21 protein-coding genes and 1 tRNA gene are annotated in these 24955 nt (G+C 49.3%); 10 read left to right on the forward strand and 12 right to left on the reverse strand.

What is annotated here, in order from left to right:
* Window positions 1–241: 241 nt before the first annotated feature.
* Entirely contained in the window at window positions 242–1156 is a 915-nt protein-coding gene (locus tag ELK40_RS05085; RefSeq protein WP_127729700.1) for a hypothetical protein, read from the reverse strand.
* A gap of 238 nt (window positions 1157–1394) precedes the next feature.
* Between ELK40_RS05085 and ELK40_RS05090 the strand changes: the two genes are divergently transcribed.
* The 4 genes from ELK40_RS05090 (at window position 1395) to ELK40_RS05105 (ending at window position 6295) form a co-directional block, all read left to right on the forward strand.
* Window positions 1395–1470 (forward strand) — tRNA-Thr (locus ELK40_RS05090).
* A 175-nt stretch (window positions 1471–1645) separates the two neighbouring features.
* Entirely contained in the window at window positions 1646–2818 is a 1173-nt protein-coding gene (locus ELK40_RS05095) for a tyrosine-type recombinase/integrase (protein ID WP_127729702.1), read from the forward strand.
* A 1-nt stretch (window position 2819) separates the two neighbouring features.
* Entirely contained in the window at window positions 2820–3746 is a 927-nt protein-coding gene (locus ELK40_RS05100; RefSeq protein ID WP_127729704.1) for a DUF1837 domain-containing protein, read from the forward strand.
* 2 nt (window positions 3747–3748) lie between these two features.
* The gene (locus ELK40_RS05105; protein WP_127729706.1) at window positions 3749–6295 is read left to right on the forward strand and encodes a DEAD/DEAH box helicase; all 2547 of its coding nucleotides are present in this window, start codon (window positions 3749–3751) and stop codon (window positions 6293–6295) included.
* A gap of 621 nt (window positions 6296–6916) precedes the next feature.
* Here ELK40_RS05105 and ELK40_RS05110 read toward each other — a convergent pair.
* Entirely contained in the window at window positions 6917–7513 is a 597-nt protein-coding gene (locus ELK40_RS05110) for a hypothetical protein (protein ID WP_206529378.1), read from the reverse strand.
* A 333-nt stretch (window positions 7514–7846) separates the two neighbouring features.
* Between ELK40_RS05110 and ELK40_RS05115 the strand changes: the two genes are divergently transcribed.
* Entirely contained in the window at window positions 7847–8203 is a 357-nt protein-coding gene (locus ELK40_RS05115; RefSeq protein ID WP_244599403.1) for a hypothetical protein, read from the forward strand.
* Window positions 8204–8208: 5 nt separating this feature from the next.
* Here ELK40_RS05115 and ELK40_RS05120 read toward each other — a convergent pair whose 3' ends face one another.
* From ELK40_RS05120 to ELK40_RS05155, 8 genes are all read right to left on the reverse strand, one after another.
* On the reverse strand, window positions 8209–8979 hold the full coding sequence (locus tag ELK40_RS05120) for a DUF4225 domain-containing protein (RefSeq protein WP_081758222.1): 771 nt from the start codon (window positions 8977–8979) through the stop codon (window positions 8209–8211).
* A 161-nt stretch (window positions 8980–9140) separates the two neighbouring features.
* Window positions 9141–9818 (reverse strand): type A chloramphenicol O-acetyltransferase, encoded by a 678-nt coding sequence (gene catA, locus ELK40_RS05125; RefSeq protein WP_127729708.1) that lies wholly within the window; start codon window positions 9816–9818, stop codon window positions 9141–9143.
* A gap of 63 nt (window positions 9819–9881) precedes the next feature.
* Window positions 9882–11813 (reverse strand): GGDEF domain-containing phosphodiesterase, encoded by a 1932-nt coding sequence (locus tag ELK40_RS05130; protein WP_127729710.1) that lies wholly within the window; start codon window positions 11811–11813, stop codon window positions 9882–9884.
* A gap of 17 nt (window positions 11814–11830) precedes the next feature.
* Complete coding sequence (locus ELK40_RS05135; RefSeq protein ID WP_024909477.1) at window positions 11831–12325, reverse strand: molybdopterin-dependent oxidoreductase; 495 nt, start codon at window positions 12323–12325, stop codon at window positions 11831–11833.
* A 400-nt stretch (window positions 12326–12725) separates the two neighbouring features.
* Complete coding sequence (locus ELK40_RS05140) at window positions 12726–13313, reverse strand: cytochrome b (protein WP_127729713.1); 588 nt, start codon at window positions 13311–13313, stop codon at window positions 12726–12728.
* Entirely contained in the window at window positions 13310–14383 is a 1074-nt protein-coding gene (locus ELK40_RS05145) for a catalase family peroxidase (protein ID WP_127729715.1), read from the reverse strand. Before ELK40_RS05145 ends, ELK40_RS05140 begins: the two co-directional genes overlap by 4 nt.
* A gap of 161 nt (window positions 14384–14544) precedes the next feature.
* Window positions 14545–15156, reverse strand: coding sequence for a flavin reductase (locus ELK40_RS05150; protein ID WP_127729717.1), 612 nt, complete (start codon window positions 15154–15156; stop codon window positions 14545–14547).
* 217 nt (window positions 15157–15373) lie between these two features.
* A complete protein-coding gene (locus tag ELK40_RS05155) occupies window positions 15374–16579 on the reverse strand; it encodes an L-dopachrome tautomerase-related protein (RefSeq protein WP_127729719.1) in 1206 nt (401 codons plus the stop codon).
* Window positions 16580–16688: 109 nt separating this feature from the next.
* On the opposite strand from ELK40_RS05155, the gene ELK40_RS05160 reads away from it, so the two are divergent.
* Entirely contained in the window at window positions 16689–17588 is a 900-nt protein-coding gene (locus ELK40_RS05160) for a LysR family transcriptional regulator (RefSeq protein WP_127729721.1), read from the forward strand.
* 16 nt (window positions 17589–17604) lie between these two features.
* On the forward strand, window positions 17605–18114 hold the full coding sequence (locus ELK40_RS05165; RefSeq protein ID WP_115874312.1) for a hypothetical protein: 510 nt from the start codon (window positions 17605–17607) through the stop codon (window positions 18112–18114).
* A gap of 31 nt (window positions 18115–18145) precedes the next feature.
* Here the strand turns inward: ELK40_RS05165 and ELK40_RS05170 are convergent, their stop codons facing one another.
* Together ELK40_RS05170 and ELK40_RS05175 are read right to left on the reverse strand one after the other, a co-directional pair.
* Window positions 18146–19930 carry a diguanylate cyclase gene (locus ELK40_RS05170; RefSeq protein ID WP_115874313.1) on the reverse strand — a complete coding sequence of 595 codons (1785 nt, stop codon included), beginning with the start codon at window positions 19928–19930 and terminating at the stop codon, window positions 18146–18148.
* A gap of 119 nt (window positions 19931–20049) precedes the next feature.
* Window positions 20050–21159, reverse strand: coding sequence for an AI-2E family transporter (locus ELK40_RS05175; RefSeq protein WP_024906767.1), 1110 nt, complete (start codon window positions 21157–21159; stop codon window positions 20050–20052).
* Between the two features lie 334 nt (window positions 21160–21493).
* Here ELK40_RS05175 and mmuP point away from each other — a divergent pair, with 334 nt between their 5' ends.
* From mmuP to tauA, 3 genes are all read left to right on the forward strand, one after another.
* Entirely contained in the window at window positions 21494–22894 is a 1401-nt protein-coding gene (gene mmuP, locus ELK40_RS05180) for an S-methylmethionine permease (RefSeq protein WP_008503244.1), read from the forward strand.
* Window positions 22881–23813, forward strand: coding sequence for a homocysteine S-methyltransferase (gene mmuM, locus ELK40_RS05185; protein ID WP_127729723.1), 933 nt, complete (start codon window positions 22881–22883; stop codon window positions 23811–23813). The genes mmuP and mmuM overlap by 14 nt, the downstream gene beginning before the upstream one ends.
* 178 nt (window positions 23814–23991) lie before the next feature.
* Window positions 23992–24954 carry a taurine ABC transporter substrate-binding protein gene (gene tauA / locus ELK40_RS05190; protein WP_001018397.1) on the forward strand — a complete coding sequence of 321 codons (963 nt, stop codon included), beginning with the start codon at window positions 23992–23994 and terminating at the stop codon, window positions 24952–24954.
* Window position 24955: the final 1 nt, after the last annotated feature.

Genomic DNA, 24955 nt, shown 5'->3' on the forward strand with positions numbered 1-24955 from the left:
GAGAGTTGTTCTTCTATGATAACTCAGGCTGCGTAAGCAGCCCGTCGCGACAAAGTCGCGACCCTGTTATTGGGTAATTAGTTACAAAAGTTAGAAAGCTAAGCAATACCCTAGTCATACAAAGAACTATGATTTACGCGGGTTTTATGGCAAAAGAGATAGCTCCCATACTGGGTAAACTAATCGCGCATAAACCCGGTAAATTGTTTTTCAAGGCTATCGTTTCATTCAAATTTTGAGTTCACATCTTTTTCTCATATGAATCTAAACGTTGTAAAACAGCTTTTAATGATGATTTAAGCCTCTTCTCATCGTGGCTTTCCCCTGTCATAAATCTCATTATCTGCGCTAAACTCATGTATGATTTATCGGATATGCGGGAAGCAAGCCAAACATTAACCCAATGAGGAATATGTTTTGCTAGATTTCTCCGTTTTGTTACTGAAACTTCAAGTCTCTCCGTGACTTGTGCAATCCCCAATGAATGCAACTTGCCACCTCGGACATCTCCTTTTTGAAGTTTCCGCCATGAATCACGGTGTTTTTTAGATTGATACTGTGCTAACTCCCATTGAAGGTTTACATTGATCTGTAATGCCCTGATTTTTACGTCAGTTGTCCAATTTAGACGCGCAAATTTTTCTGCCAAGATCCAGTCAAATTCTTCACGCTGAAATAGGTGCTCAAACTCTTCTGCACCTACCGCTTTTTTTTGTCCTTGTATCCATGTCCAGTGCATATCGATGACTTGGCGGTCAATGCTTAATTGGTTTGGTTCATCATCAGACGTTCTTTTAGGTGATGAAGGAAGCGCACGAAATCTCGGAGCTATGTATTGTGAAATATTCAACGCAATTGACAATGACACTGCTTCATCTCGATGGTTTAGGTAATCATTTTTGTTTTCAAGGATAGAGCGTAGACATTGCGCTATATCATTACCATTTTTTGTCAAAACGATCTCTGATGCTTTTGAAACGAGATCTTTAAAAGGAGTAATACCGGGGTGTTTCTCAAGAACTTCTTGAGGTTCGGTAGACATACTACGGGCTGATGTCGCCTGTTCGTTCTCTTTGTCGAGAATCGCAGCAAGGACATCAATTTGCTGATCATTTGGAAGCTCAAGCTGACTACGTAAACTAGTTTCTGATGACATAATTCCCACTCCTTAGTTGAATAAGCGGGACATTATTTTGTGAACTTAGGCTTTTCAATGCTTCTGGTTGGCTATTTTTAAACGGTAACATAACATATTGTTTTATAATTATTTTCATTTTAGGCTATTTTACGTCATGAGTTTTTTAGTGCTCTGTAGAGGACATTGGCTCTCCTACAAAACTGTCCTACAATGCGATTTCATCATTGATTAATGCTTTATGGTTACGCGCCCCAAAGCCGATATAGCTCAGTTGGTAGAGCAGCGCATTCGTAATGCGAAGGTCGTAGGTTCGACTCCTATTATCGGCACCATCTTAACTTCCTCAAACGTCCGTATTCATCCATAAATACTCTGATTTATAACGATTTTACCGCTTTTGGGTCCATCATCGTCTGTAACCATCCAGTAGAATCCGATACGGAATGTGTATAGGATTGTATATAGGATTGTGTATATATTCCTGTTCGGTCTTGGATTCCTATACACATGCCTTTAAACGATATGCAGATTCGTCGCGCTAAGCCTGAAGATAAACCCTATACGCTTGGGGATGGGCAAGGCTTGTCATTGCTTATAGAACGTAATGGAAGCAAGAGCTGGCGGTTCAGCTATCGCTATGCTGGCAAACCCAAAATGATCTCGCTTGGGGTTTACCCAACGATCACCCTTGCTGATGCTCGTTCCCGTCGCGATGAAGCTCGAAAACTTGTGGCAGAAGGAAAGAACCCTAGTGAGGTTCGAAAAGAGCAAAAGTTGGCTCTGCAAACAGAGTCAGAGAACGCCTTCGAAAATATAGCCAGAGAATGGCATCAACTCAAATCTGCTAAATGGTCGGTGGGATATGCATCAGACATCATGGAAGCGTTTAATAACGACATTTTTCCTTATGTCGGAACAAGGCCAGTGGGAGAGATTAAACCGTTAGAGCTGCTGAACGTTCTGCGTAAAATTGAGAAACGTGGTGCGTTGGAGAAAATGCGAAAAGTTAGGCAGCGTTGCTCAGAAGTGTTTCGCTACGCAATTGCAAAAGGTAGGGCGGAGTACAATCCTGCGGCGGATCTCTCCAGCGCTCTCGATGTACACCAATCCAATCAATTCCCGTTCCTAAAAGCTGATGAGATACCTGATTTTCTGCGTGCCTTAGAGGGTTATACCGGGAGTAAGCTTGTCCAGATAGCGACGAAATTACTGATGATTACGGGCGTTAGAACCATCGAATTACGTGCGGCATTGTGGCAAGAATTTGATCTGGATAACGCTATCTGGGAAATTCCTGCTGAAAGGATGAAAATGCGCAGGTCACATCTTGTGCCATTGTCTACTCAGGCGTTAGATTTACTCAATGAACTTAAGACCATGACAGGGAACTATCATTATGTTTTTCCGGGGCGGAATGATCCGGACAAGCCTATGAGTGAGGCGAGTATTAACCAAGTTATCAAGCGTATTGGCTATGGTGGAAAAGTCACTGGGCATGGCTTTAGGCATACTCTATCAACAGTACTTCATGAAAAAGGATATGATAGCGTGTGGATAGAAACTCAATTAGCACATGTGGATAAAAATACTATACGTGGCACTTATAACCACGCGCAATACATTGATAATCGTAAATGCATGTTGCAAAGCTATGCGAATTTTATTTTAGGGAAAGAATAATATGGGCAAGTTTGATAATTTAAATGAATATGTCGCGGTAAGACAAAAAGATTTTGAAAGTTGCATAAATGTTGTAGAACATGAACTCCATATTGATTGTGTATCAACTAATCTGAGATTTCATCATATTAAATTTAATGGAAATGGAACCCCTATGGTGAAGGCGTTAGCTTGTAAGTTATATGAGTATATTATTGATTACTGTCTTTCTGCTCGTGAGCGTTCTGATACTCTTACACCGCAACAATCAATGATATTATCAAAACAAGCCAGAGACTTGTTTCGGCATCCAAAAATTACTGATAACTCACCAGATAAGACAGGTGAAGCAGGTGAGACCTTACTATTTTTTTTAATGGAAGCTGTACTTGGTGCCCCTCAGTTAGTTGCTAAGATGGAGCTAAAAACGAATTCTAATGACGAAGTTAAAGGGTCTGATGGTATACATGTAAGATGGAATGAGCAGGATAAACTTGTTGATTTGTATTTTGGAGAGGCTAAATTATATAAAAAAGTATCAAGTGCGTTAGATGAAGCTTTAAAAAGCATCTCATCATTTCACGAGAGCGAAATGTATAAGCATGAGTTTAATATAGTTACTAAATTTTTCAAATATGCAAATGATGAAATTAAGAATGCAATAAGTGAGCTTATTGTTTCCGGAGAGCCAGGGCCAAATATTAGGCTTAATCACGCCTGTCTCATCGGTTACAATTGGCACAAGTTTAATAAATTAAAAGCTACTAACGAACTGTCTTTAGAGCAGCACTTCCTAAAAGAATTTAAGAATGATTTACCAAGACTAAAAAAATTGTTAGAGGATAAATTTATATCCTTTCCCCAGAAACATCTTAAGTTTGATGTTTTCTTTATTCCCTTTCCTTCAGTCACTGATTTTAGGAATGAATTCAATGCCGCTTTGGACTAATTATGAAAGAGATGAATGAACTATATCTTAGATTGATTAAAGCTAGTGTGGTTAAATTACTCGGTTTTGTCAGGGATGAATTTGCCATCACTCAGGAAGAAATATATAAATTACTCTCATATGCTTCTATCTTATCATTGTCTGATAATGTTCTAGATAAATCAAAATCATATGAGATTGTTAGTCGTGTATTTGAAGTGACTAATGATTTTAACCCTAAATTGATTAATGCTGCAGATCTCATTTTGTCTCGAATAGGGAATTTCCCTGGGCGATTGTTAATGAGAAATAGATTCAATCGAGGGGAGGAACCAGATCTTTCACTACCTTTTTCATTAGAAAGAATAGCGAGAGAGGCAGAGAACTCATTTGATGATAAAAAATTAACAGATTTCCAATATAATCTTTTTTCATCGCTGGATAAATACGCATCGCTTAGCGTATCTGCCCCAACTTCGGCTGGTAAATCATTTGTTTTAACCTTAAATGCAATAAGGTGTATTAAGAATCATTCTAAAGAATGTATAGTTTATATAGTTCCGACTAGAGCACTTATAAGTGAAGTATCTACGAGGATACGAAGTGAATGCATAAATGCAGGTTTATCTAAGACAATAATAAGAACATCCCCAGCTTTAGTGGACAGAGAGAAAATTGTTGAAGGGTTAGTTTATGTATTAACTCAAGAAAGATTTATTAGTTTACTTACCGAGTCAGTAAGTCACCCTGATTTTGTTGTTAATTTACTTTTAATAGACGAAGCACATGAAATACAAAAAGGTAAAAGAGGGATCTTGCTGCAGAATGCAATAGAGGTATCGCTTGATTTATATCCTAATGCTAACGTTATGTTCTCTAGTCCATTAATAAAAAACCCTGAGTATTTTTTATCTGTATTCAAACGAGAATATAGAAGTAAGTATTTTGTCGAAAGGATCTCACCTGTCGCGCAAAATGTTTTATTGGTTAATCAAGTTGATAGGAAAGTAAAAACAATTTGCGTTTCTAACCTGCTAGAAGGAATGCATGTTGATATTGGTGAGTTTGAGATTGATTTTTCTTTCCGTGGTGGAAAGGTTCAGCAGAAATCATCTTTTGCAAAATTTATTTCCGATAATGGAGGGGCCGTGATTGTTTTTGAAAATGATCCTTCTGCTGCTGAAGATGTTGCCCTATCTTTGACAGAAAAACTGATTATTGAAGACGCTCAGCCTGACTACTTGGAATTTATTGATTTTATTAAGGAAGAAATGCATAGCGACTATTCTTTAGCGCATTGCATGGAGCATAAAGTCGCTTTTCATTATGGGAATATGCCATCAATAATTAGAAGTGGGATAGAATATTTTTTCAAACGTGGGGATATACAATATATTGTTTGCACGAGCACCTTGTTGCAAGGGGTTAACCTTCCAGCAAAACATATTATATTAGATAACCCTCATAGTGGTTCCAATTCAATGTCTCGTGCTGACTTTTTAAATTTATCCGGCAGGGCTGGCAGATTACTTCATGAATTTCATGGGAATGTTTGGTGTTTGAGACCTAATGATTGGGATGCAAAAGTTTTTGAAGGTGAAAAGCTTCAGGTTATAAATTCTGCTATGTCTGATGTAATGTTGGATGGTGGTGGGATTATTTGCAATGCTATAGATGGGTTGCTTATTGACCCAATTGAAAAGGATCTTGCTGATGTAGCCTTTGCAAAGCTATTTCACGAAATCAGGCGTGATGATTTACAATTGGAGTATTTCCTCAGAAATGATAAAAGTGAGGGGTATCATGAAGTATTAGAATATAACTTTAATAAAATCTCCATGATGAAAATTAATGTTCCCGATGAGTTGCTTAGAATGAATATCGGGATTAGACCAGATTATATACAAAGACTCTATGATTTATTTAAAGGGTCTGCAAATTTAGATGATTATTCTCTATACTCACCTTTTAAAAAAGGTGGTAAACAAAGAATTGATTTGGCTATTGAAATCATAAGGGATATATTCTCTTGGGATATTAGCCACCAACATTCTCTATGGATAAGTATGCTGGCTCATAAATGGATGACAGGCAAATCATTGAGCAGTCTCATCTCTTTCGAAGTCGACAGAGCATTTTCTCTGGAAGAAAGAAATAAAAGCGAAAAGGATATTTCTTTTAAAAGGAAAAAAGTTTCGTCGACTATTCGTGGTGTTCTCAAAGGTCTAGAGACTCAAGTTAGATATAATTTAGTGAGATATATTAAAGTTTATCAGGATGTTTTAAGGTTTGTCATGGGAGAGCGCAATGAAGGTGCAAAAGCAGTACTGGTGGAAAATATCAGCGCCTATCTGGAATTTGGCTCTTGTAATCCGATTGATTTAAATCTTATGTCATTAGGACTTTCACGTAGCACAGCATTATTAGTCAGAAAGAAAGTAAAACTTCCCCCGGAAGGGACCCCTGAGGATTACCTTTCTTTCCTTAGAAAGGTAAATTTCGATAAGACTTCTATACCGTCATATAGTATGAGGGAAATAAAGGATGTATTGGGAGATATGAAAATTTAAATATTCGCTACTGGCGCGCAATGCTCTTCCTGCCACGCCTGCCCGTTTAAGGAGTTGCGTTTATTGCAATTGCAACGGCGGGCTCTGGCGGCGCTGCGACTGGCGCTAGCAGGGTTACAGGGATGGGGAAAACACCTGCAAAACAATGCATCCTTTGGATGCATTGCTTAATTCGGGAAAAATGACGGTGTTTAGGGGGGACAGGTTACTGCGCGGCCAGTTCGGCGCGGTGACGGAGGTAAATTACACTCTATTCATCGGTGAATAGAGTGTAATTTTTTATCCATCAAGCAGCGTCAAGCGTGGAATACTTTCTACCACGCTGTTCTGCTCTAAACTGCTGAGATTCGCCCTTGTTCCTTTCGTTTCAACAGCGCACCATAGAAGCGAGATTTACCCCCGTCTTGACCATACCAGCTTCTTTAAATTTGTACGATCGGCACCATTTAACCCCACTGCGCGCACTCGTAGCCCCGCCACGCCTGCCCGCTTTATGGAGTGGTTTCATGCAGTTGCATGATAGGCTCTTAACCGCGCCTTATCTGGCCTGAGAAGTAAAAATGCAAGTGCATATAGTCATGCGATTTCAAGCAGTATAGACATGCACTCAGGCTACAGACATCAAAAAACCCGGCACTGGCCGGGCTTAAGTGAGCTGTTCAGGTCAGAACAGCTTTCTTTTTTTCTGTCTTCATGTGGTGCTGAACCGGTCAGACTCATCACGTCGTCCCGGAATCTCAACGGCAATATTTCATTCGTCCACTTAAGCATTAGATTCAGGATAAATTCACGATACAACGTATCTGCATCATTTGTCCCTTCAATAATGCCCGGTATATGCACTGAGCTATTCCGCTCGAATTGCTTGTACTTCATCCAGAGTAGGCTGCTCAATTCGGAACCGTGGAAAATAAAAAAGTCTCGTAAAAGCTCATCGATACGCTCCTCAGTGATGCCATGATGGCAGTTCACATAGGCGTTTGCCTTACGCGCGGTCGTGTCAGCCAGTAGCGGCAGCAGCTCTTCTTTTTCAGTAATCTGCCCGGCCAGTTCTGTGGCTGTTTCCTGTTGTTCCAGATACTCAGCCCGAAGAGCTTTCATCTCCGGCGTTACGATGCCGCCGCTCTGGTTAAGCAATTCCCTGAACTGCGCCCGATTGTCTTTGCTGGCCTGCTCAGTTTCGGTCTGATGCCGGCGGCAGAGCCCTGAGGTTGTCAATGGCTGCTTCTTCGGCCCCTCTGGCTTCCATCCGGGCCTCCGTTTTTAGGTAGAGGTTGATAATCCGGGATTGGCAGCCGGAGGAAAAGCCTTTTGTCAGTGTTTTCTTCTGGAGGGCTATTTTGTATGCGGCATAAGTTGGGGCATTCAGAGTAAGGTCGAGAGTGATGCCCACATTGAAGCTGAATGTACACCAGAGAGAAGATGTTAAATCAAGAAAGAAAGCCTATAAGCTTGCAGATAATGCTGGTTTATCTTCACCCGCCCGGCTATCTCAGGAATTTCGTTAGTAAGGTTAGTGTTTAAAAAAGCTCATCTTAAAGGTATTCTTGCATGAACATACCAATCATGAAGATAGGCGAGCAAGTGGCCAGTGAACTGACGGAAAAAGATCTGCTAGATAATGGTTTTTCGCGTAAGCAATTATCTCGTCTGAAAGAGGTATTAAGCAGGAATGAAAATGCTGGCGAAACGCTTTCAACTTTAGTGGATGATCTAAGTAAGCGTTTTTATGGTGGATTGATTTGTCTGATGCTTATCCTGGCACCGCTGATTTTCCTTCCCGTCTTTTATACTCCCTCTATGCTGGTATATTACCTACCTGTTGCAGTTTTTGGCGCGATTGCAGTCTGGTATCTGATACCGCTAGGCCTTTCATGGAAAGCGCATAAAATGATGAAAGGCCGGTAGGGTTCTCACTGCGTTTTATCGTTACTCTGCAACTGGTAAAGAGTATGCCCAATTTTGGCACCCTTCAACGTTGCCCCGGCACCCTTAATCGCCAGGGCCGTCCGGCTCATGGTGTTTACCTGTCTCATGAAGTCCGGGGCGAGATAACGGTACAGACGCCAGGCATCGGGCTTCAGAGTGAGTTTGAACATACCATAATAGGACGTACTTAGATCTACCATCTGATAAGCAAGTAAACCCACTTTGCGGTCAAAGCCCAGAAATTCTGCCGAACCTTCAAAGCCATCACGCATAAAATTGATGGGTGACGCCTTTCCCGCCAACTTCTGGACACTCTCTGCTGCTGAAGATACGCCATTAAGTACCAGCGTTGCGCCAGCTATGATCCCAAGCATATTTCCGACCGGAACGGATGAGGCAATAACTCCAATACCGCCTGCAACCTGCAAACCGGAAATGACTACACCGATAAAATCGATGGCATAACCAAAGTATTTACCATTCTCTTCATAGATCCTGACTGATGCCGTGAGAACAGACTCACCTGTTCTGAGCATTCTGTCCTGAATCTTCAGATTATTATTTTCCTCGCGAATATTCTGGATACACAGCTGACATTCCTGTTCCGTCGCGCCATTCCTGATGGCTGCCAGTTGATATTTTCCAAAATCACGCACATTGTCCTGAAAACGCATGCGTGTCAGAGCATCTTTAATATGAAATCCCGATACAGCGAGCGCTGTATTCATCAGTTGATTCACTTCTAATGAGGCCATCGTCAGGAAATAGCCAGAAAAGCGATTACCACCTGTATAGATATCCAATTCCTTCCCTCGAATCGTAATAAAACCGAGAACATATAGTAGCACATGCATTTCGGACAGCCGTTAGAACAGTATTCCTTGCTGCCAGCTACCTATCAAAATATTTTAGTGCATCAGCCATTACATTCCTCTGACAGCCCCGACAAACCATCACACATCTCCTGCAACTCATTAAACATCCTTGCCACATGGAAGCCATCGCACACTGAATGATGGACCTGCACCGCGAGCGGCAGCAGTACTTTTCCATCCTGTTCGTAGTATTTTCCAAACGTGAACATAGGCGAAAAGAAGTTCTTCATGTGCGCAATGTTCATATTAAAGTTGGTAAACGTTACCCACGGAATAGACGAGACGAAAAAGACATTTTCCCGGGATTCTTCCTTAGGCCAGTACGAAAGGATATTTCCATAGCGGGCCGTATCTTCTGCATACGTGTTCTGGAAGTGATGAATATTGCCGTCATAGTGGCTCCACAATGACGAAAACGTCTCCGTTTCAGGGTGGAAAATGGTGTAGCTGGGATGAACTTCATTCCATATGACAAGCTCATTGTCCTTCATAGCCATGCGGAACTCAGGATGCCTGTTCATAATTTCAGACAGGAGAAAAATGATCGTCGGGTAAAACTTCCAGCCAACCGCTTTGATGTGTTTCCTCAGCGCGGTAATGTCGATCAGAACGGTTTGGTTAATTGTGCATTCAGCAAATGACTGGAAGACTTCAAAATGCTCCTTCCTTGGCCAACGAGATAAATCAACAGGCGTATAGGCCGGGGCTGTTTTTTTCATTGCTTAACCTTTGATTATCAATCGTCTATATGATTTTGGGCCATAAACTACCGGACAACCATTTCAACCGTATCTAATCTTACTGTCAATCTCAGCCTGGGGTTTTCCGAACAGGTATCCCTGCACGAGATCGCAGCCAAGCGCCTGAAGGCGTTCAAGCTGCGCTTCGGTTTCAACACCTTCTGCAATAACCCGCATATTGAGGCTTTTCGCCATGCCGGTAATTAACTTAACGATATTAAGGGCATCATCCTGCGTGGATATCGGATTCACAAAGGATTTGTCGATTTTGATTTTATCAAAATTGAGTTCGCTCAGTCGTGAGAGTGACGAATAACCCGTTCCGAAATCATCGATAGAAATTTTTACACCCAGCGCTCTGAGCTTTTTGAGAATAGTGATCGGCATGTTGCTGTCACTGAAGAGTGAAGACTCCGTTACCTCTAACTCAAGTCGGCTAGCCGGTAACCCAGTCTCTTTCAGGATGGACTGCACCATCGTTGTAAAAGATTTATTACCCAACTGAATAGGCGAAACGTTTACAGAGATCCTTGCCGGAACGGCCCAGGAAACTGCTTCCCGGCAGGCAAGCTCAAGCACGGTTTTGCCGATCTGATTGATCATCCCCGTTTTTTCAGCGACGGAAATAAAATAATCTGGTGCAAGCATCCCCTTCACCGGGTGTATCCAGCGAATCAGCGCTTCATAGCCGTAAATCTCATTGCTGAATGAATCGACAATAGGCTGATAATAAACAACGAATTCACGGTTATCGATCGCCAGTGCCATATCATGTTCAAGAGTTCTGCTTTCCTGCAACTTTTGCAGCATCCATTGACGGAAAACTTTTATCTGCTGTGAACCCTCTTTTTTGGCTTCGTAGAGCGCCAGATCGGCAAATTTATAAAGATAATCAGAGCGTCGTTCATTATCAGATAAAACGATACCCACGCAGGTGGCGATTTTTATCAGCTGGTTATTTATCGTATAGGGCTGGCTAATATGCTCGCTGATTTCTTTGGCGCGTGAAACGGCAGCAGTTTCGGTGAGTCCACTTGACAGAAGGGCAAACTCGTCTCCGCCTAAACGGTAAAACGTATCCGTTGCGCTGCTCATCGAGGTCAGCCGTCGGGATACCTGATTCAGGAGCAAATCTCCCGTATCGTGGCCATAGGTATCGTTGACCTCTTTGAAGCGGTCTAAATCAAATAACATCACCGTGACGGGGACGTGATTTTTATCTGCCTGAAGATTAATTTTGTTGAGATCGTCCCAGAAGAAAAGGCGGTTTTTCATGCCGGTGAGGGAGTCATGATAAACATCATACTCCAGCTTCGCGTTCTGAATTTGCAGTTTTTCTTTTGATATTTGAAGTTCATCAGCCAGGCTTTTAACCTGCATATGTGCTTTCAGAATGTTTTTATTCTGGTAGATCATTAGGAAGCCAAGAATAAAGCTTAAAATCACCAGGAGCAAAGAAAGTGCGGAATAAATATAATACAGTATTTGTATTTTGTTGTTGGATTCATTAACAGTGTTAATATCTTTTGTTAATGCCGTTGCAGACAGCTGGCTGAGCGGTGCATCGAGCTCATGCATATTTGTCAGGTACGCCTGTAACTCTGGGTGGTTCATTTTTTCAAGATGACTATCGAGATAGGTAAGTATTTTTTCTAAGCGTAAAGCCAGCTCCTGATGCGTTTTATCGCTGTCAATGTAGCGACCTAAATCTCCCCCCTTCATTAAATCGGCCTGGCTAAGCATAATTTCGAGGCGCATGCGGACCTGGTCTATCGTAACGTCATCGGTATCGGTTGCGTATAGACCAAGCCATGATTCAAAACGGTAATACTCTGATACCAGTTGTGCCACGGACCAGGACTCAGTGTATTGAGTCAGTTTTTGCAATTCCTGCTGTCGATCGTAAACAAGGAATGCAATATATCCTGTCGTGATAAAAAGAGAAAAAATGATACCAACCAGTATCCTGTTCATTATGTTCTCCTGAACGACTACTCAATCTTCATTTTGCTAACCTGCCATGCTGATCGTGAGTAATAAATCTGATTATTCAACTCAGGAAGACTGTCATAGGGGTATACAATGAACGATGGGCCTTTATCGCGGATGCGCATATATTCGCCATTGACCTTTAAGGCAAGTATGGCGTTGTATTTTTTAAAGTCGCTGAGAGGGATGACGGTTGAGTAATCATTGAGCGCAATAACATTAACGTTTGTACCTTTTGCACCCACATAATCCATGAGCTTGCTCATTGGGACACCCTCAAACTTCGTACGACCGTTATACCAGGGGGAGGTCGTCTCGAAACTCACTACTCCAAGTTTTTCAAGGCTGGCGAGATCAAACACTGCTTTTCCATTTTCGTTGGTATTTTCTATATTACCGTAAATCGTTAAAATGGGTTTACCAACTGGTTTTGGCAGGTCGCCAGCCCAGGTTACACTTTGTACAAGACAGCATAACAGCAGTAGGGTTAATCGCATTTTGACCTCCACCTTTTTAACGTAAGTATAAGAATTATAATTTAGATATCACACGAGTTGATATATTTTGTTGGGAAGTAAGGGGTTTTATCGTTTTTATTGATATAAACTCATTTTAATCAATGAGTTAGGTGTTGCAGGTGGCAGGGTGTTTGATACTCGAGCGACGCTTAACTTTTTGATAAAAGCTAAAATTGCGGGCATAAATGCTCTTCTGTTTAAAAAATAATCGCTTTAATTGATTGATATTAACTTCCACGACAATTTTTGGATGTCCGTGGCTTTTTGGGACGCGAATCTGGAGACTAAATACGCGCCCCGGTTGTGACCGTAGTTTCAGGATGACGTTGATAAGCGAGGACACGAACATTCTGATTGTGCGTGTCCCATTCCGCTTTGCTTACTTGAGGCCATCCTCGGTTGCCGTCGCCGACTTACCCCCTTTCGCCATGCTGGAAAACACTGCGTCCCGGTAGATCCATGCATGAACGAGTGCCGCAGAGAGATGGACCAGCACCACAGCAAAAAGCAGCTTTGCCAGAAGGCTATGGGCGTCGTGACACCAGGCATACAGTGCTGAACTGGTCGGGACAATCGCCGGCAGGTTGACGCCATCAAACATCACAATCGGCAGGCCGACTGCCGACAGTTGCGCCCAACCCAGCAGCGGCATTGCCAGCATTAGCCCATACAGCATCCAGTGTGATGCCTTTGCGGCAAGCACCTGCCAGACGGGCAAGTCGGCAGGAAGTGGCGGCGTCCGGCTAAGAAGCCGGTTGACCAGACGCACCAGTGCCAGCAGTAAAATGGCGACACCCAGCGGCCGGTGCAGGTCGATTAACCAAATCCGGTGATGCAACGACGTCATCATCGCGACACCGATGAACAGCATCGCCAGGATCATCACCGCCATCAGCCAGTGCAGGCTTCGCGCCAGGATATTGAAATGCTGCGGCGCGTGCTCTCGCATATCTTTATTCGAGCTCATTTTACCTCCTGCTTTTGCACGGCTTCGGTGGCCTTGCCGTAGCCGATTTCCCGCTCGCGGCGGCTGAAAGAGTGGGAGTAGGCAGCGGAGCGTGCGTTTAAGATGGGATCATCAGACACCGCAACGCCTGCTGGAACGACAGAAGGATCAAAGTTAACGTCGCGGCACGCGCCTGTGGATTGTGCTTCGACGCGCGTCACTTCCAGCGTGCCGGCCACCATCTTTTTGCGATCGTCCGGCCATGGCTGGGAAGGATCGTCTACCGGATCGCCCGGCTGTGCGAGCTGCAAAACGTAATCCCAGTAGAGCGGCTTCTGCGCCAGGCGCTGACGCAGGTTTTCAAACAGGAAGTTGTCATCGGCTTTCTGTCGTTCTTCATCGCTTATCGACAGGAAAGGCTCGTGCGGACGCATCATCCAGCGAACGGCCTGGCGATCCCCCTGCGCGTTCACAAGGTAAAAGGCGTTAATGCTGTAAAACGTCGCGCCCGCGAAGCTGCCGGGCGCGGGTTTTTGTGCCGCCCATTTAAGATATTTCTCCGCCTCAGGGTACGCTTTTAAAAAGTCTTTGAGACGCTGCGGGTCCGGTTTTCCGGTGGCTGCATCAACAGCAGTGGCTTTTCGCAAGGCCAGAAAACCTTCCGGGCTGTGCGTGGCGAAGAAAGGCTCGTTGTTCATCGCCATTCGCCATTGTTGCTTGTCATCTGTCTTCAGCAACAGCGCCATGCTCAGGGTTTTGGTCGTACTATCCGGGGCATGGGGATCGCCAGTACCAATAGAGAATCGGCCCACCACGGGCACTTCCTGCTGCGAGAAGAGGCGGGAGGTTGAAAGGGAATCAGCCGAGCCGTTTGGCGTAAAGGTACCGGCAAAGCAGATGCCTTTTCCATGCGCGCGACGAAAACCTGGCGGGAAGGGTTTCGGTGTTTCACCCACCAGTGCCTGGCTGACCGTGCGTGACCCAAGCCAGCCCGCCGTCCATGCAAAAGCAGAAGCCAGCGTACCGGCGACAACGGCGATCGCAGCCAGCGCACCCCAGGTTTTTTTGGACCTCAAATCCAGTTTCGACATAGACGTTTTTCCAGAACAAAATACCATCACCTGTCATGCACAACGTATCGTGCATGACATGTGGTAATACAGTGGCGAATATGGCTCGAGTATAGGAACTAAGGGGCGTAAAGAAAGAATATCACGAAAAGTTTAAATCTTTCCGCTGTCATAAGACCGGATTACTCATCGTGTCGGAAATTTTGACCGAGTCGGTGACCCAGCGTGAAATAGTGGCGAAATATGTAATAGAAGGGGTTCCATTTCTCCACATTAAATTTTACACCCCTCTGAGTACGAATTAATAATACTTCAGATATGTGGACGCAGGTTATCATGGCATCAACGGACACCAGGCTCCCCTGCGAACCGGTCAGCGCCGATCTTCCACAAACTTTAGCCTCTATTTGTACAGGACACTCTTTAATTCTCAACGAGTTAATCGTTACCGCATTTACTTTATGGAAATTTCCGCAGCTAAACTTGTCCTGTTCAAAAACATATCCCATCTTTTTCTTCCATTCCGGTGGCGATGCTTTTCCCGTTTTATTTGCGATAGCTTCAATATTCTGCCAGAGCCTGCTGTCCGGTATGTTCAGGACAATATCGGGATTACCCGTGATATTTTCATAACACTTTCCGGAGGTGCCAAGCCCGAACACGATATTCCGGTCAAGGATCCACCACGACGAGATCGGGCTCAGGTTTGTTGAACCGTCAGGATTTTGGCTGGAGATAATGGCGACCGGTGTACCAAAATATAAAGAAGCAAAATCGACCTGCTGGGTTTTCATTTTTTATCCTTTGAGTAGCGGAGGCCCAGCCTACTTTGTGCAAACGTGCGTTACTTCGGTGAAGCGCGAAGTAAAACGCGCCTCACTACAATTCCCTGGAACGTAATCTTAACCACTTCCTTCTGAGCGGGAGAAAGACATCACGTGCAGCTTTTAAGGAAATAAAATCATCTGAAATTATGAGCCCATTTATGCTGGGCTCCTGGTTTACTTGCTCTTATTTTTGTAAAGCACTGAGAGGCAAGCGCCACAAATCATAGCGTTCTTCTCCCGGTTTAACGGCTCCCGCGAAGTGGTCATTGAGGCGACTCGAGGTAAATACCAGGTCTCCGTTCGGACGGATTGCCGGCGTGTCTGGCCAGCGCACCTCTTCGCTTGCCGCAATCAGCGACATGGAAAGGCTCTCAGGATCGTATCTGACGATGCCATTGCGTGTGACATCGGTAATGTAGAGGTTACCTTTTACATCTGTCACCATTCCGTCGGTGTTGCCCCCCACGCTCCCCAGATTGCGGATCTGCCCGGCAATTTGCGCATCGGTTGACGCGGGCTGCCTCAGTATCGCGGTCGGTACCGCATACGCGCGCGTGCCGGTTGTCACCGTCCAGTACAGCGTGCCCGCATCGGGTGAAAGCGCAATGCCATTGATACCTATCAGTAATGGTTTACCAGGCCAGACTTCAGCCCCGTGCGAGACGACGTTAACGCCAGGCTCAATCTGCAGCGCAGGATGACGATCGAGCACGCGTCGAGCCATACCGGCGGCGAAATCAACGATAATTAGTCCTACCTGGTTTTCAGGAGCACTCCGCGAGCCGCTGTCGGAGATATAGGCGACACGGCGGTTCTCATCGACAACCACATCATTAAGGAAACTTGCCTTGCGGTCCGCTACGCCGTCCAGGGCGATACGTTTAATGGTTCGGCCTGAACTGAGATCCAGCACGACCAGTTTTTGCGACCCCACGGGGGACTCTGTTTCCCCTGCAACAAACCCCATGTCCAGCGCCCAAAGCCAGCCGTTTTTACGGTCAATATAAAAACCGAGCACGTTACGCAGGCTCTGAGAGGGATCGGTGTTCACCGCATTCCCCTCGCGGGATGGAAACGCCGTCAGTCGGGCAGGGCCGGACTGTACCGTTGTATCCAGAATGCTTAACGTGGCGGGTGCTGCGGCGGAAACCAGCCGGGGCGTGCTGACAAAGGCCCGGTCCTTTGCATCAAAGTGGATACCCGCAATAGGGGCATTGACCGAACCGGAGAACGCCGCCGGTATCTTTCCGTCTTGAGCGGTATCCCAGCTCACACCGGCATAGCTTCGCCAGCGCTCCAGAGGCGCGTGTTTCGCCGCGTTGACAACACTCGGGAAAGAGAACAGCGCCGCCATTGCGATGGCGGGCAGAATAAGGGGGCGGTTGAACATTGACAGGCTCCAGTGGAACGTTCAGGTGATGAATGCTGGCCACTTTACTCATCGCCCAACGGGAGATAAATTAGCCAAATTGAAAAACATTTGTTCCTGAGAGAGCAAAATGAGCCGGAAATTCGATTACCTGGGCGACGTTGAAGTGTTCATTGCTGTGGTTGAACACGGCTCATTTACGGGCGCAGCGGTTGCCCTTTCAACCACCCCTTCGGTACTGAGCCGCGCGGTCACTCGCCTGGAAGCGCGTCTTGGACGGCAGCTGTTACAGCGCACGACCCGCCGGGTGGGGCTGACCGAAGCCGGACGCGTCTATCTTGAGCAGGCTCGCTCAGCGTTTTCTCTGCTCGATGACGCCGAACGCGTTGGCCGGGGTCAGGAGGGGGATCTGACCGGTCGCGTGAGAATGAGTGTCCCGACCACCTATGCCCACTACCGCCTGCCGCCGCTGCTGGCTCGCTTTACCCAACAATATCCGCGCGTTCAGGTGGAGCTGAACATTACCAATCGCAACGTTGACCTGATCGCAGAGGGGTTCGATCTGGCGATCCGTCTGGGGCAGTTGCCTGACAGCGGGCTGGTGGCGCGTAAGCTGGAAGACGCGGCATTGCTTCTGGTCGCCTCTCCGGACTACCTGCATCGGAGAGGAAAGCCTCGGACGCTGGAAGAGCTGCAGCGCCATCAGTGCCTGCCATTTATCATGCCGCGCACCGGGCGTATCGCCCCCTGGGTATTTCATGACGAAGGGCGCGATATTGACTGGATACCGGCCTCAACTATCGAAATATCAGACGATGTACTCGGCGTGGTTTCGCTGGCGGAGCAGGGGATGGGGATCTGCCAGAGCTATGAATTTATCGTTCGCGACAGAATAGAGCGCGGCCAGTTAGTTGAGGTGCTGCCGCACCTTCGGGGACGATCGCGACCTTTCTCCGTGCTGTTTGCCCCGCACCGACGTCAGTCAGCAGCCACCCGGGCAATGATTGACCTTCTGACCCGACAAGAATGACAAGGACGAGTCCACCATGAAAAAAGCGCGTTTTTCCTTTTGGATCCCTCTCATCGCGGGCGGGATAGCACTGATATCGGGTTTTGTGGTCTGGTCAGTCAACATTTACCGCGTGACATACCTTTCGATCCGCGGGGAGCAGTACCTTGCCTGTGGGGCGTTGCTGCTGGCGCTGGTGCCGATGGTCTATTTCATCAGAAAGGGGAGACTGAAAGGTAAGCGCCTTGCTGACGCGGTAAAAATTTACCTCGGCTTCTTTATTTGCAGCCTGCCGGTTGCCATGTTCGTGGTCTTTACAACGGCCTGGCTGCTGGAGGGGGTCTATTCGGCCTGGAGCAAACCTTACCGGTATGAGTCCAGTACCCGCCACAGCTGCTCGGGTGCGGAAGTCTACGAGCCGGAATTAAAGAAGGAGATCCGCATCTGTAACCCGCAGGGTAACGTTTATTCCGATACCACCCTGTATGTGGAAAAGCGGAGCAATGCCCTGGGGATTGTGGTGCTTTGGGCTATCACGCGCGCCTGAATCGGGGAAAGTCAGGGCGCGAGAATCAGCGTCAGCCCGCCTCCAGCATCCCAAAACTCACAATCCGCGCGCGTCCCAGCTCTTTTGCCCGGTATAGCGCCACATCCGCAGCGCGCAGCAGGTTGTCGGTCTGGGCATGTTGTGGGTAGCTGGCAATACCAATCGACACGTCCACCGGCCCAATCTCGGTCAGCCCGTAGCGAATCGACAGCTCATGCACGCCGGTGTAAATCTTCTGCGCGCAGGCGTACGCTTCTGCTTCATCGGCACCGGAAAGCAGCACCAGAAACTCCTCGCCCCCGTAGCGGAATGCCAGCCCGTTATCATGTGCGGCCCGCTGAACAATTGACGCCACGCTTTTAATCACCAGGTCGCCCGCTTCATGGCCGAAACGGTCGTTGATGCTCTTGAAGTGGTCAATATCAATCATCATGCAGCTTAACGGTACGCCAGTGCGTATCGCCTGCGCCGTTTGGGTTTGCAGGGTATCTTCCAGATGATGACGGTTACGCAGGCCGGTGAGCGGGTCAAACAACGCTTTTTCCAGCAACGCGTCGCGCAGACGCTGGTTGGCCAGCGCCAGGCCGAGCGCCTCGGCCATCAGTTCCAGATACGCGCGAGAAGGGGCATTGTCCGCTGTGATATTCTGGAAGGAGAGCAGGCCAATGGCCTCGCCCTGAGCGATAAGCGGCACGCAAAGGGCGCTTTCCGCCTGGGATGGCGGAAGATGGTAGCAGGCGATATCCGGCTCGCCGTTCACCGGCGGGTGACTCTGCCCGCGACGCACGGCCCAGCACTCGTCCGGATGGAACGTCGTCTCTTCCCCAACCGGCGAGAGCCATTGCGCGACGCAGCGCATCTGCCACGGTTCGCGATCAAGGACGTAGAGTCGGCCCGCGATCCCCGGCGCGATGTTGGGAGCAAACAGCTCCGCCACGTTAATCACATCGTTAAAGTTCTCACACCCCTGCAGCCGCTGGGTCATGCGCGCCAGCAGCTCGCGGATGGCCCAGTCGGCATCGCGCTCTTTTTCCAGACGCTGCCGCGCCAGGCCGTTTTCACGAAAGATGCTGATGGCCTGGGCCATATCGCCTATCTCATCGATCTGGTTGAAATTGGGCGTTTCAACCGCGTAATCCTGGGATGCCAGACGGTGCACCACGTCGCTCAGGCGGACCACGGGGCGGAGCACGCGGCGTTTTAATATAAAGCCGAGCACAAACAGGAACAGCAGGGCGGTCAGGCCGACCGTCAGCTCAGAGGCGGTACGCAGCGCTTTCGATTTTTTTGTCGCCTCCTGAACGGCGGCGATGACGCGCTTATCGAGTATCTGGCGGAAGTGATCGAGCTGATTCTGCGCGCGCTCAAGCTCCTGCTCATAGGGCTGACCATAGAGTAAGGCAACGGCCTGGGCGTCTTCTCCGCGTTCCAGGCTGGCGAGGGCGGTTCGCTGCTCGTCCTGCAGCTCATCGACGATCTTTATTCCTTCATGCAGCAGGGCCAGTTCTTCATCCGATGCGCCATTATCCTGCAGCTTTTCCAGCCGAAGCTCGATGCGCTTCAGACTGTTTTCTGCCTGGTTATATTCCTTGAGAGCCTGAGGATCTTTTTTGATGACGTACAGCCGTGCTAAATCAGACTGCGCCCAGATATCGGTTTCAATATCTTCCGTCAGCTGATCAAATTTCTGCCGTTGTTCAACGGCCTGGCGCTCGAGGTTATCCGCATTGGACGCCATCAGCATGATGATGCCGGAGGCGATGGTCAGGCAGACCGTGGCCCCATAGGCCCAGTTTGTTATCGTCGCGATTCGCACCAGATGATCCTTTTACGACATGAGTAGGATGGCGTTCTTCAAATTATAGAAAACGTCTGATTTAAGGCGAAAAAAAAGGCGGCTCAGTGCCGCCTGGTGTGGTCTTTATCGTCACGTCCTTACAAATCTGGAGGATTTTTTCCTTCTTCGATGAAGTCGGGGTCCAGCTCTTCGGCGTTACCTTCGTGATCGCGCCCTGAGAAGAGGTTCCAGCAGGCGATAAACAGCGCGGCAATGAGCGGCCCAATCACAAAGCCGTTAATGCCGTACAGCTCCATGCCGCCGAGGGTGGAGATCAGAATCAGGTAGTCCGGCATTTTGGTGTCTTTTCCGACCAGCAGCGGGCGCAGGATATTGTCCACCAGTCCGACGACGATCACGAAGAAGCCGACAATAAACAGCCCCTGCCAGATCTGGTGCGTGGCGAACAGGAAGATTGCGGCGGGCACCCAGACAATCGCCGAGCCGATGGCGGGCACCAGGGAAAGGAAGGCCATCAGAGCGCCCCAGAGCACGCTGCCGTCAATACCGGCAATAGCAAACGCAATCCCGCCGAGGATGCCCTGAACAACCGCCACCGCCGCCGTACCTTTTACCGTGGCCCGCGACACGCCGACGAATTTGGCGAACAGGTGCTGCTTGGCGAAATCAGACAGCGGCAGAGAGTCGAGGATCTGGCGCACCAGATACGGGCCGTCTTTCAGCAGGAAGAACAGCAGATAAAGCATAATGCCGAAGCTAATCGCAAAGCCAAACGTGCCTTTGCCGATCAGGAACGCGCTGCCGGCGAGATATTGCCCGCCCTGTAGGGCAACATCGGAGAGTTTTTTCTGGATCTGCGCCGCGTTGGTCAGGTTGTGATCCGCCAGGAAGCCGCTGGCCCAGTCAGGCAGGTGGTTGAAGATGCTCGCCACCACTTCCGGGAACTGGGTATTGTTCTCCTGCAGTTTGGTGTAAACCACGTTCAGCTCAATGGCGAGCGAGGAGAGGATCACCATCAGCGGAATAAAGACGATCAGGCAGATAATACCGATGGTCAACAGCGAGGCCAGCCCGTTGCGATCCCCCAGCGCGGCGCGCAGCTTGTTTTTTACCGGATTGAAGATAACGGTCAGAATGGCGGCCCACAGAATGGCGGAGAAGTAGGGCGACAGCACGTCGAAGAAGGCCCAGGTGACGAGGGCGAGAATGAAAATAAAGAAACCTTTAGTCAGTCCATTAAAGCGCATAGTGATTCCTGGTAACGAATAAGCAGTGTCGACTATAGAACTGATTGTGAGAATTACCAACCCTTGCGCCGGGCAGTGTTGCGGTATGACTCCGCTCTTCACGGATACCACTTTCGACTGACCGAAGTTCGCCTTTTCCCGCACCATGCTGTAAGTATCTGCTTGCGGAGGTGCTTATGGCCTGGCGTCCGATTCTCTATGTGATCCTCACAACCCACCCCAGACTCAGCGCGCGGCGCGCCCGTTTGCGTCTGGTCATCTAGCTTTTTATTAACAATCGCGGTATAACACACCTTCTTTGGATGTTTAGATGTCCATACGTATAGAAGGTAATATGCAAACACAACAAGAAAATGGGCAGCTTAAGCGCACCATGAAAACACGCCACCTGATTATGCTCTCGCTGGGTGGCGTGATTGGGACAGGGTTATTCTTCAATACCGGCTACATCATTTCCACGACCGGGGCTGCGGGCACGCTGCTGGCGTACCTGATAGGCGCGCTGGTGGTCTGGCTGGTGATGCAGTGTCTGGGCGAACTTTCCGTAGCGATGCCGGAAACCGGCGCGTTCCACGTCTATGCCGCTCGCTATCTTGGCCCGGCGACGGGCTACACCGTGGCATGGCTCTACTGGCTCACCTGGACGGTGGCGCTCGGCTCGAGCTTCACCGCCGCGGGTTTCTGCATGCAGTACTGGTTCCCGCAGGTGCCCGTCTGGGCGTGGTGCGTTGTCTTCTGCGTGGTGATTTTTGGCCTGAACGTCATCTCGACGCGCTTCTTTGCTGAAGGCGAATTCTGGTTCTCGCTGGTGAAAGTCATCACCATCATCGCCTTTATTATTCTGGGTGGCGCGGCGGTCTTTGGCTTTATCCCGATGCAGGATGGTTCACCCGCGCCGGGCTTAAGCAACATTACCGCCGAAGGCTGGTTCCCGCACGGCGGCCTGCCGATCTTGATGACCATGGTGGCGGTGAACTTTGCCTTCTCCGGGACCGAGCTCATCGGTATTGCGGCGGGGGAAACTGAAAATCCGCACAAGGTGATTCCGGTCGCGATCCGCACTACCATTGCGCGCCTCATCATCTTCTTTATCGGCACCGTGTTTGTGCTGGCGGCGCTGATCCCGATGCAGCAGGCGGGCGTGGAAAAGAGCCCGTTCGTGCTGGTGTTTGAAAAGGTCGGTATTCCTTACGCGGCGGATATTTTTAACTTCGTGATCCTGACGGCGATCCTCTCGGCGGCGAACTCCGGGCTGTACGCCTCCGGGCGCATGCTGTGGTCGCTCTCTAATGAGAAAACGCTGCCGCGCTGCTTTGCCCGGGTGAACAAAAACGGCGTACCGCTGACGGCGCTCTCGGTTTCTATGCTCGGCGGCGTGCTGGCGCTGTTCTCAAGCGTGGTGGCGCCGGACACGGTGTTCGTGGCGCTCTCGGCAATTTCGGGCTTTGCGGTGGTGGCGGTGTGGATCAGCATCTGCGCGTCGCACTTCGTTTTCCGTCGTCGCCATCTGCAGTCCGGGCAGCCGCTCTCTGCGCTGCAGTACCGCGCGCCGTGGTATCCGCTTGTGCCAGTGCTCGGGTTTATCCTCTGCGTGGTGGCCTGTGTCGGCCTGTGGTTTGACCCAAGCCAGCGCATTGCCCTTTATTGCGGGATCCCGTTTGTCGCCCTGTGTTATGGTGCCTACTACCTGACCCGAAATATGACATCGCAGGAGCCCGAACATGTCGCAGAATAATCCGCTTACCGCCCTCCTTGAAAAACAGCCGTTTGTGGTGCTGGATGGCGCGATGGCGACGGAGCTGGAAGCGCGCGGCTGTAACCTGGCAGACAGCCTCTGGTCTGCCAAAGTGCTGATGGAAAACCCGGAGCTTATCCGTGAAGTGCACCTTGATTACTACCGCGCGGGCGCGCAGGTGGCGATCACCGCCAGCTATCAGGCCACGCCTGCTGGCTTTGCGGCGCGCGGCCTCGACGAGGCGCAATCCCGGGCGCTGATTGGCAGAAGCGTGGAGCTGGCGCGTAAGGCGCGTGAAGCGTATCTGGCTGAAAATCCGCATGCGGGCACGCTGCTGGTGGCGGGATCCGTTGGGCCATACGGCGCGTATCTGGCGGATGGCTCAGAGTATCGCGGCGACTACGTGCGCAGTGCGGAAGCATTTACCGACTTCCACCGCCCGCGAGTTGAAGCGCTGCTGGACGCGGGCGCTGACCTGCTGGCCTGCGAAACGCTGCCCTCGTTTGCCGAGATTAAGGCGCTGGCGGCGCTTCTGGCCGGGTATCCCCGCGCCCGGTCGTGGTTCTCCTTTACCCTGCGGGACAGCGAGCACCTGAGCGACGGCACGCCGCTGCGTGACGTGGTCAGCGTGCTGGCAAACTCGCCGCACATTGTCGCACTGGGCATTAACTGTATCGCCCTGGAAAACACCACGGCCGCGCTGAAGCATCTGCAAAGCCTGACGCCGCTGCCGCTGGTGGTCTACCCGAACTCGGGCGAGCATTATGACGCAGTGACCAAAACCTGGCACCACCACGGTGAAGCGTGCGAGACGCTGGCGGGGTATCTGCCGCAGTGGCTGGAAGCCGGCGCGAAGCTGATTGGCGGATGCTGTCGCACCACGCCGAAGGATATTGCTGAGCTGAACGCGCAGCGCTGATGCTCTCACCCTGACCCTCTCCCACGGGGAGAGGGGAAAAAACGAACCGCACAAAACCAACTATCCTTTCCCGCTTTTTATCTAAAAACGAATCGTTATGAGCGATTCATTTTTATTCCTTTATCAAAATTCCCGCGTTGGAAATACTGCCCTCATAACAACAAGGGGAGCAGGCACTATGGCAATTTCATCGCGAATCACACTACTCGGCGCACTGGCGCTGTGGGCATTTCAGGCGCAGGCGGTGGACGTCACCGTCGCGTATCAAACTTCTGCGGAACCGGCGAAAGTCGCGCAGGCGGACAACACCTTTGCCAAAGAGAGCGGCGCGAAAGTCGACTGGCGCAAGTTTGACAGCGGCGCGTCCGTGGTGCGTGCGCTAGCCTCCGGCGACGTGCAGATCGGCAATATCGGTTCCAGCCCGCTGGCGGTTGCGGCCAGCCAGCAGGTGCCGATTGAGGTGTTCCTGCTCGCCTCGCAGCTCGGTAACTCTGAAGCGCTGGTGGTGAAGAAAAACATCACCAAACCGGAAGACCTGATCGGCAAACGCATCGCCGTGCCGTTTATCTCCACCACCCACTACAGCCTGCTGGCGGCGCTGAAACACTGGGGCATCAAGCCGGGGCAGGTACAAATTATCAACCTCCAGCCGCCGGCGATTATCGCGGCCTGGCAGCGTGGCGACATTGACGGGGCCTATGTGTGGGCACCGGCCGTGAACGAGCTGGAAAAAGACGGCACCGTGCTGACCGACTCCGAAAAAGTGGGCCAGTGGGGGGCGCCAACTCTCGACGTGTGGGTCGTACGTAAAGACTTCGCCGAGAAACATCCTGAGGTGGTGAAAGCCTTCGCCAAAAGCGCGATTGATGCCCAGCAGCCGTACATCAGCAATCCTGATGAATGGCTGAAGCAGCCCGCTAACCTGGAAAAACTCTCCCGCCTGAGCGGCGTGCCGGAAGCGGACGTGCCGGGGCTGGTGAAGGGCAATACCTATCTGACCCCCGCGCAGCAGGTGCAGCAGCTGACCGGGCCGGTAAACAAAGCGATTGTTGATACCGCCACCTTCCTGAAAGAGCAGGGCAAAGTGCCCGCGGTGGCGACGGATTACAGCCAGTACGTAACCGATCGTTTTGTGAAATAAG

The organism is Enterobacter sp. N18-03635 (assembly GCF_004006055.1).
In the GTDB taxonomy this organism is placed as follows: domain Bacteria; phylum Pseudomonadota; class Gammaproteobacteria; order Enterobacterales; family Enterobacteriaceae; genus Enterobacter; species Enterobacter vonholyi.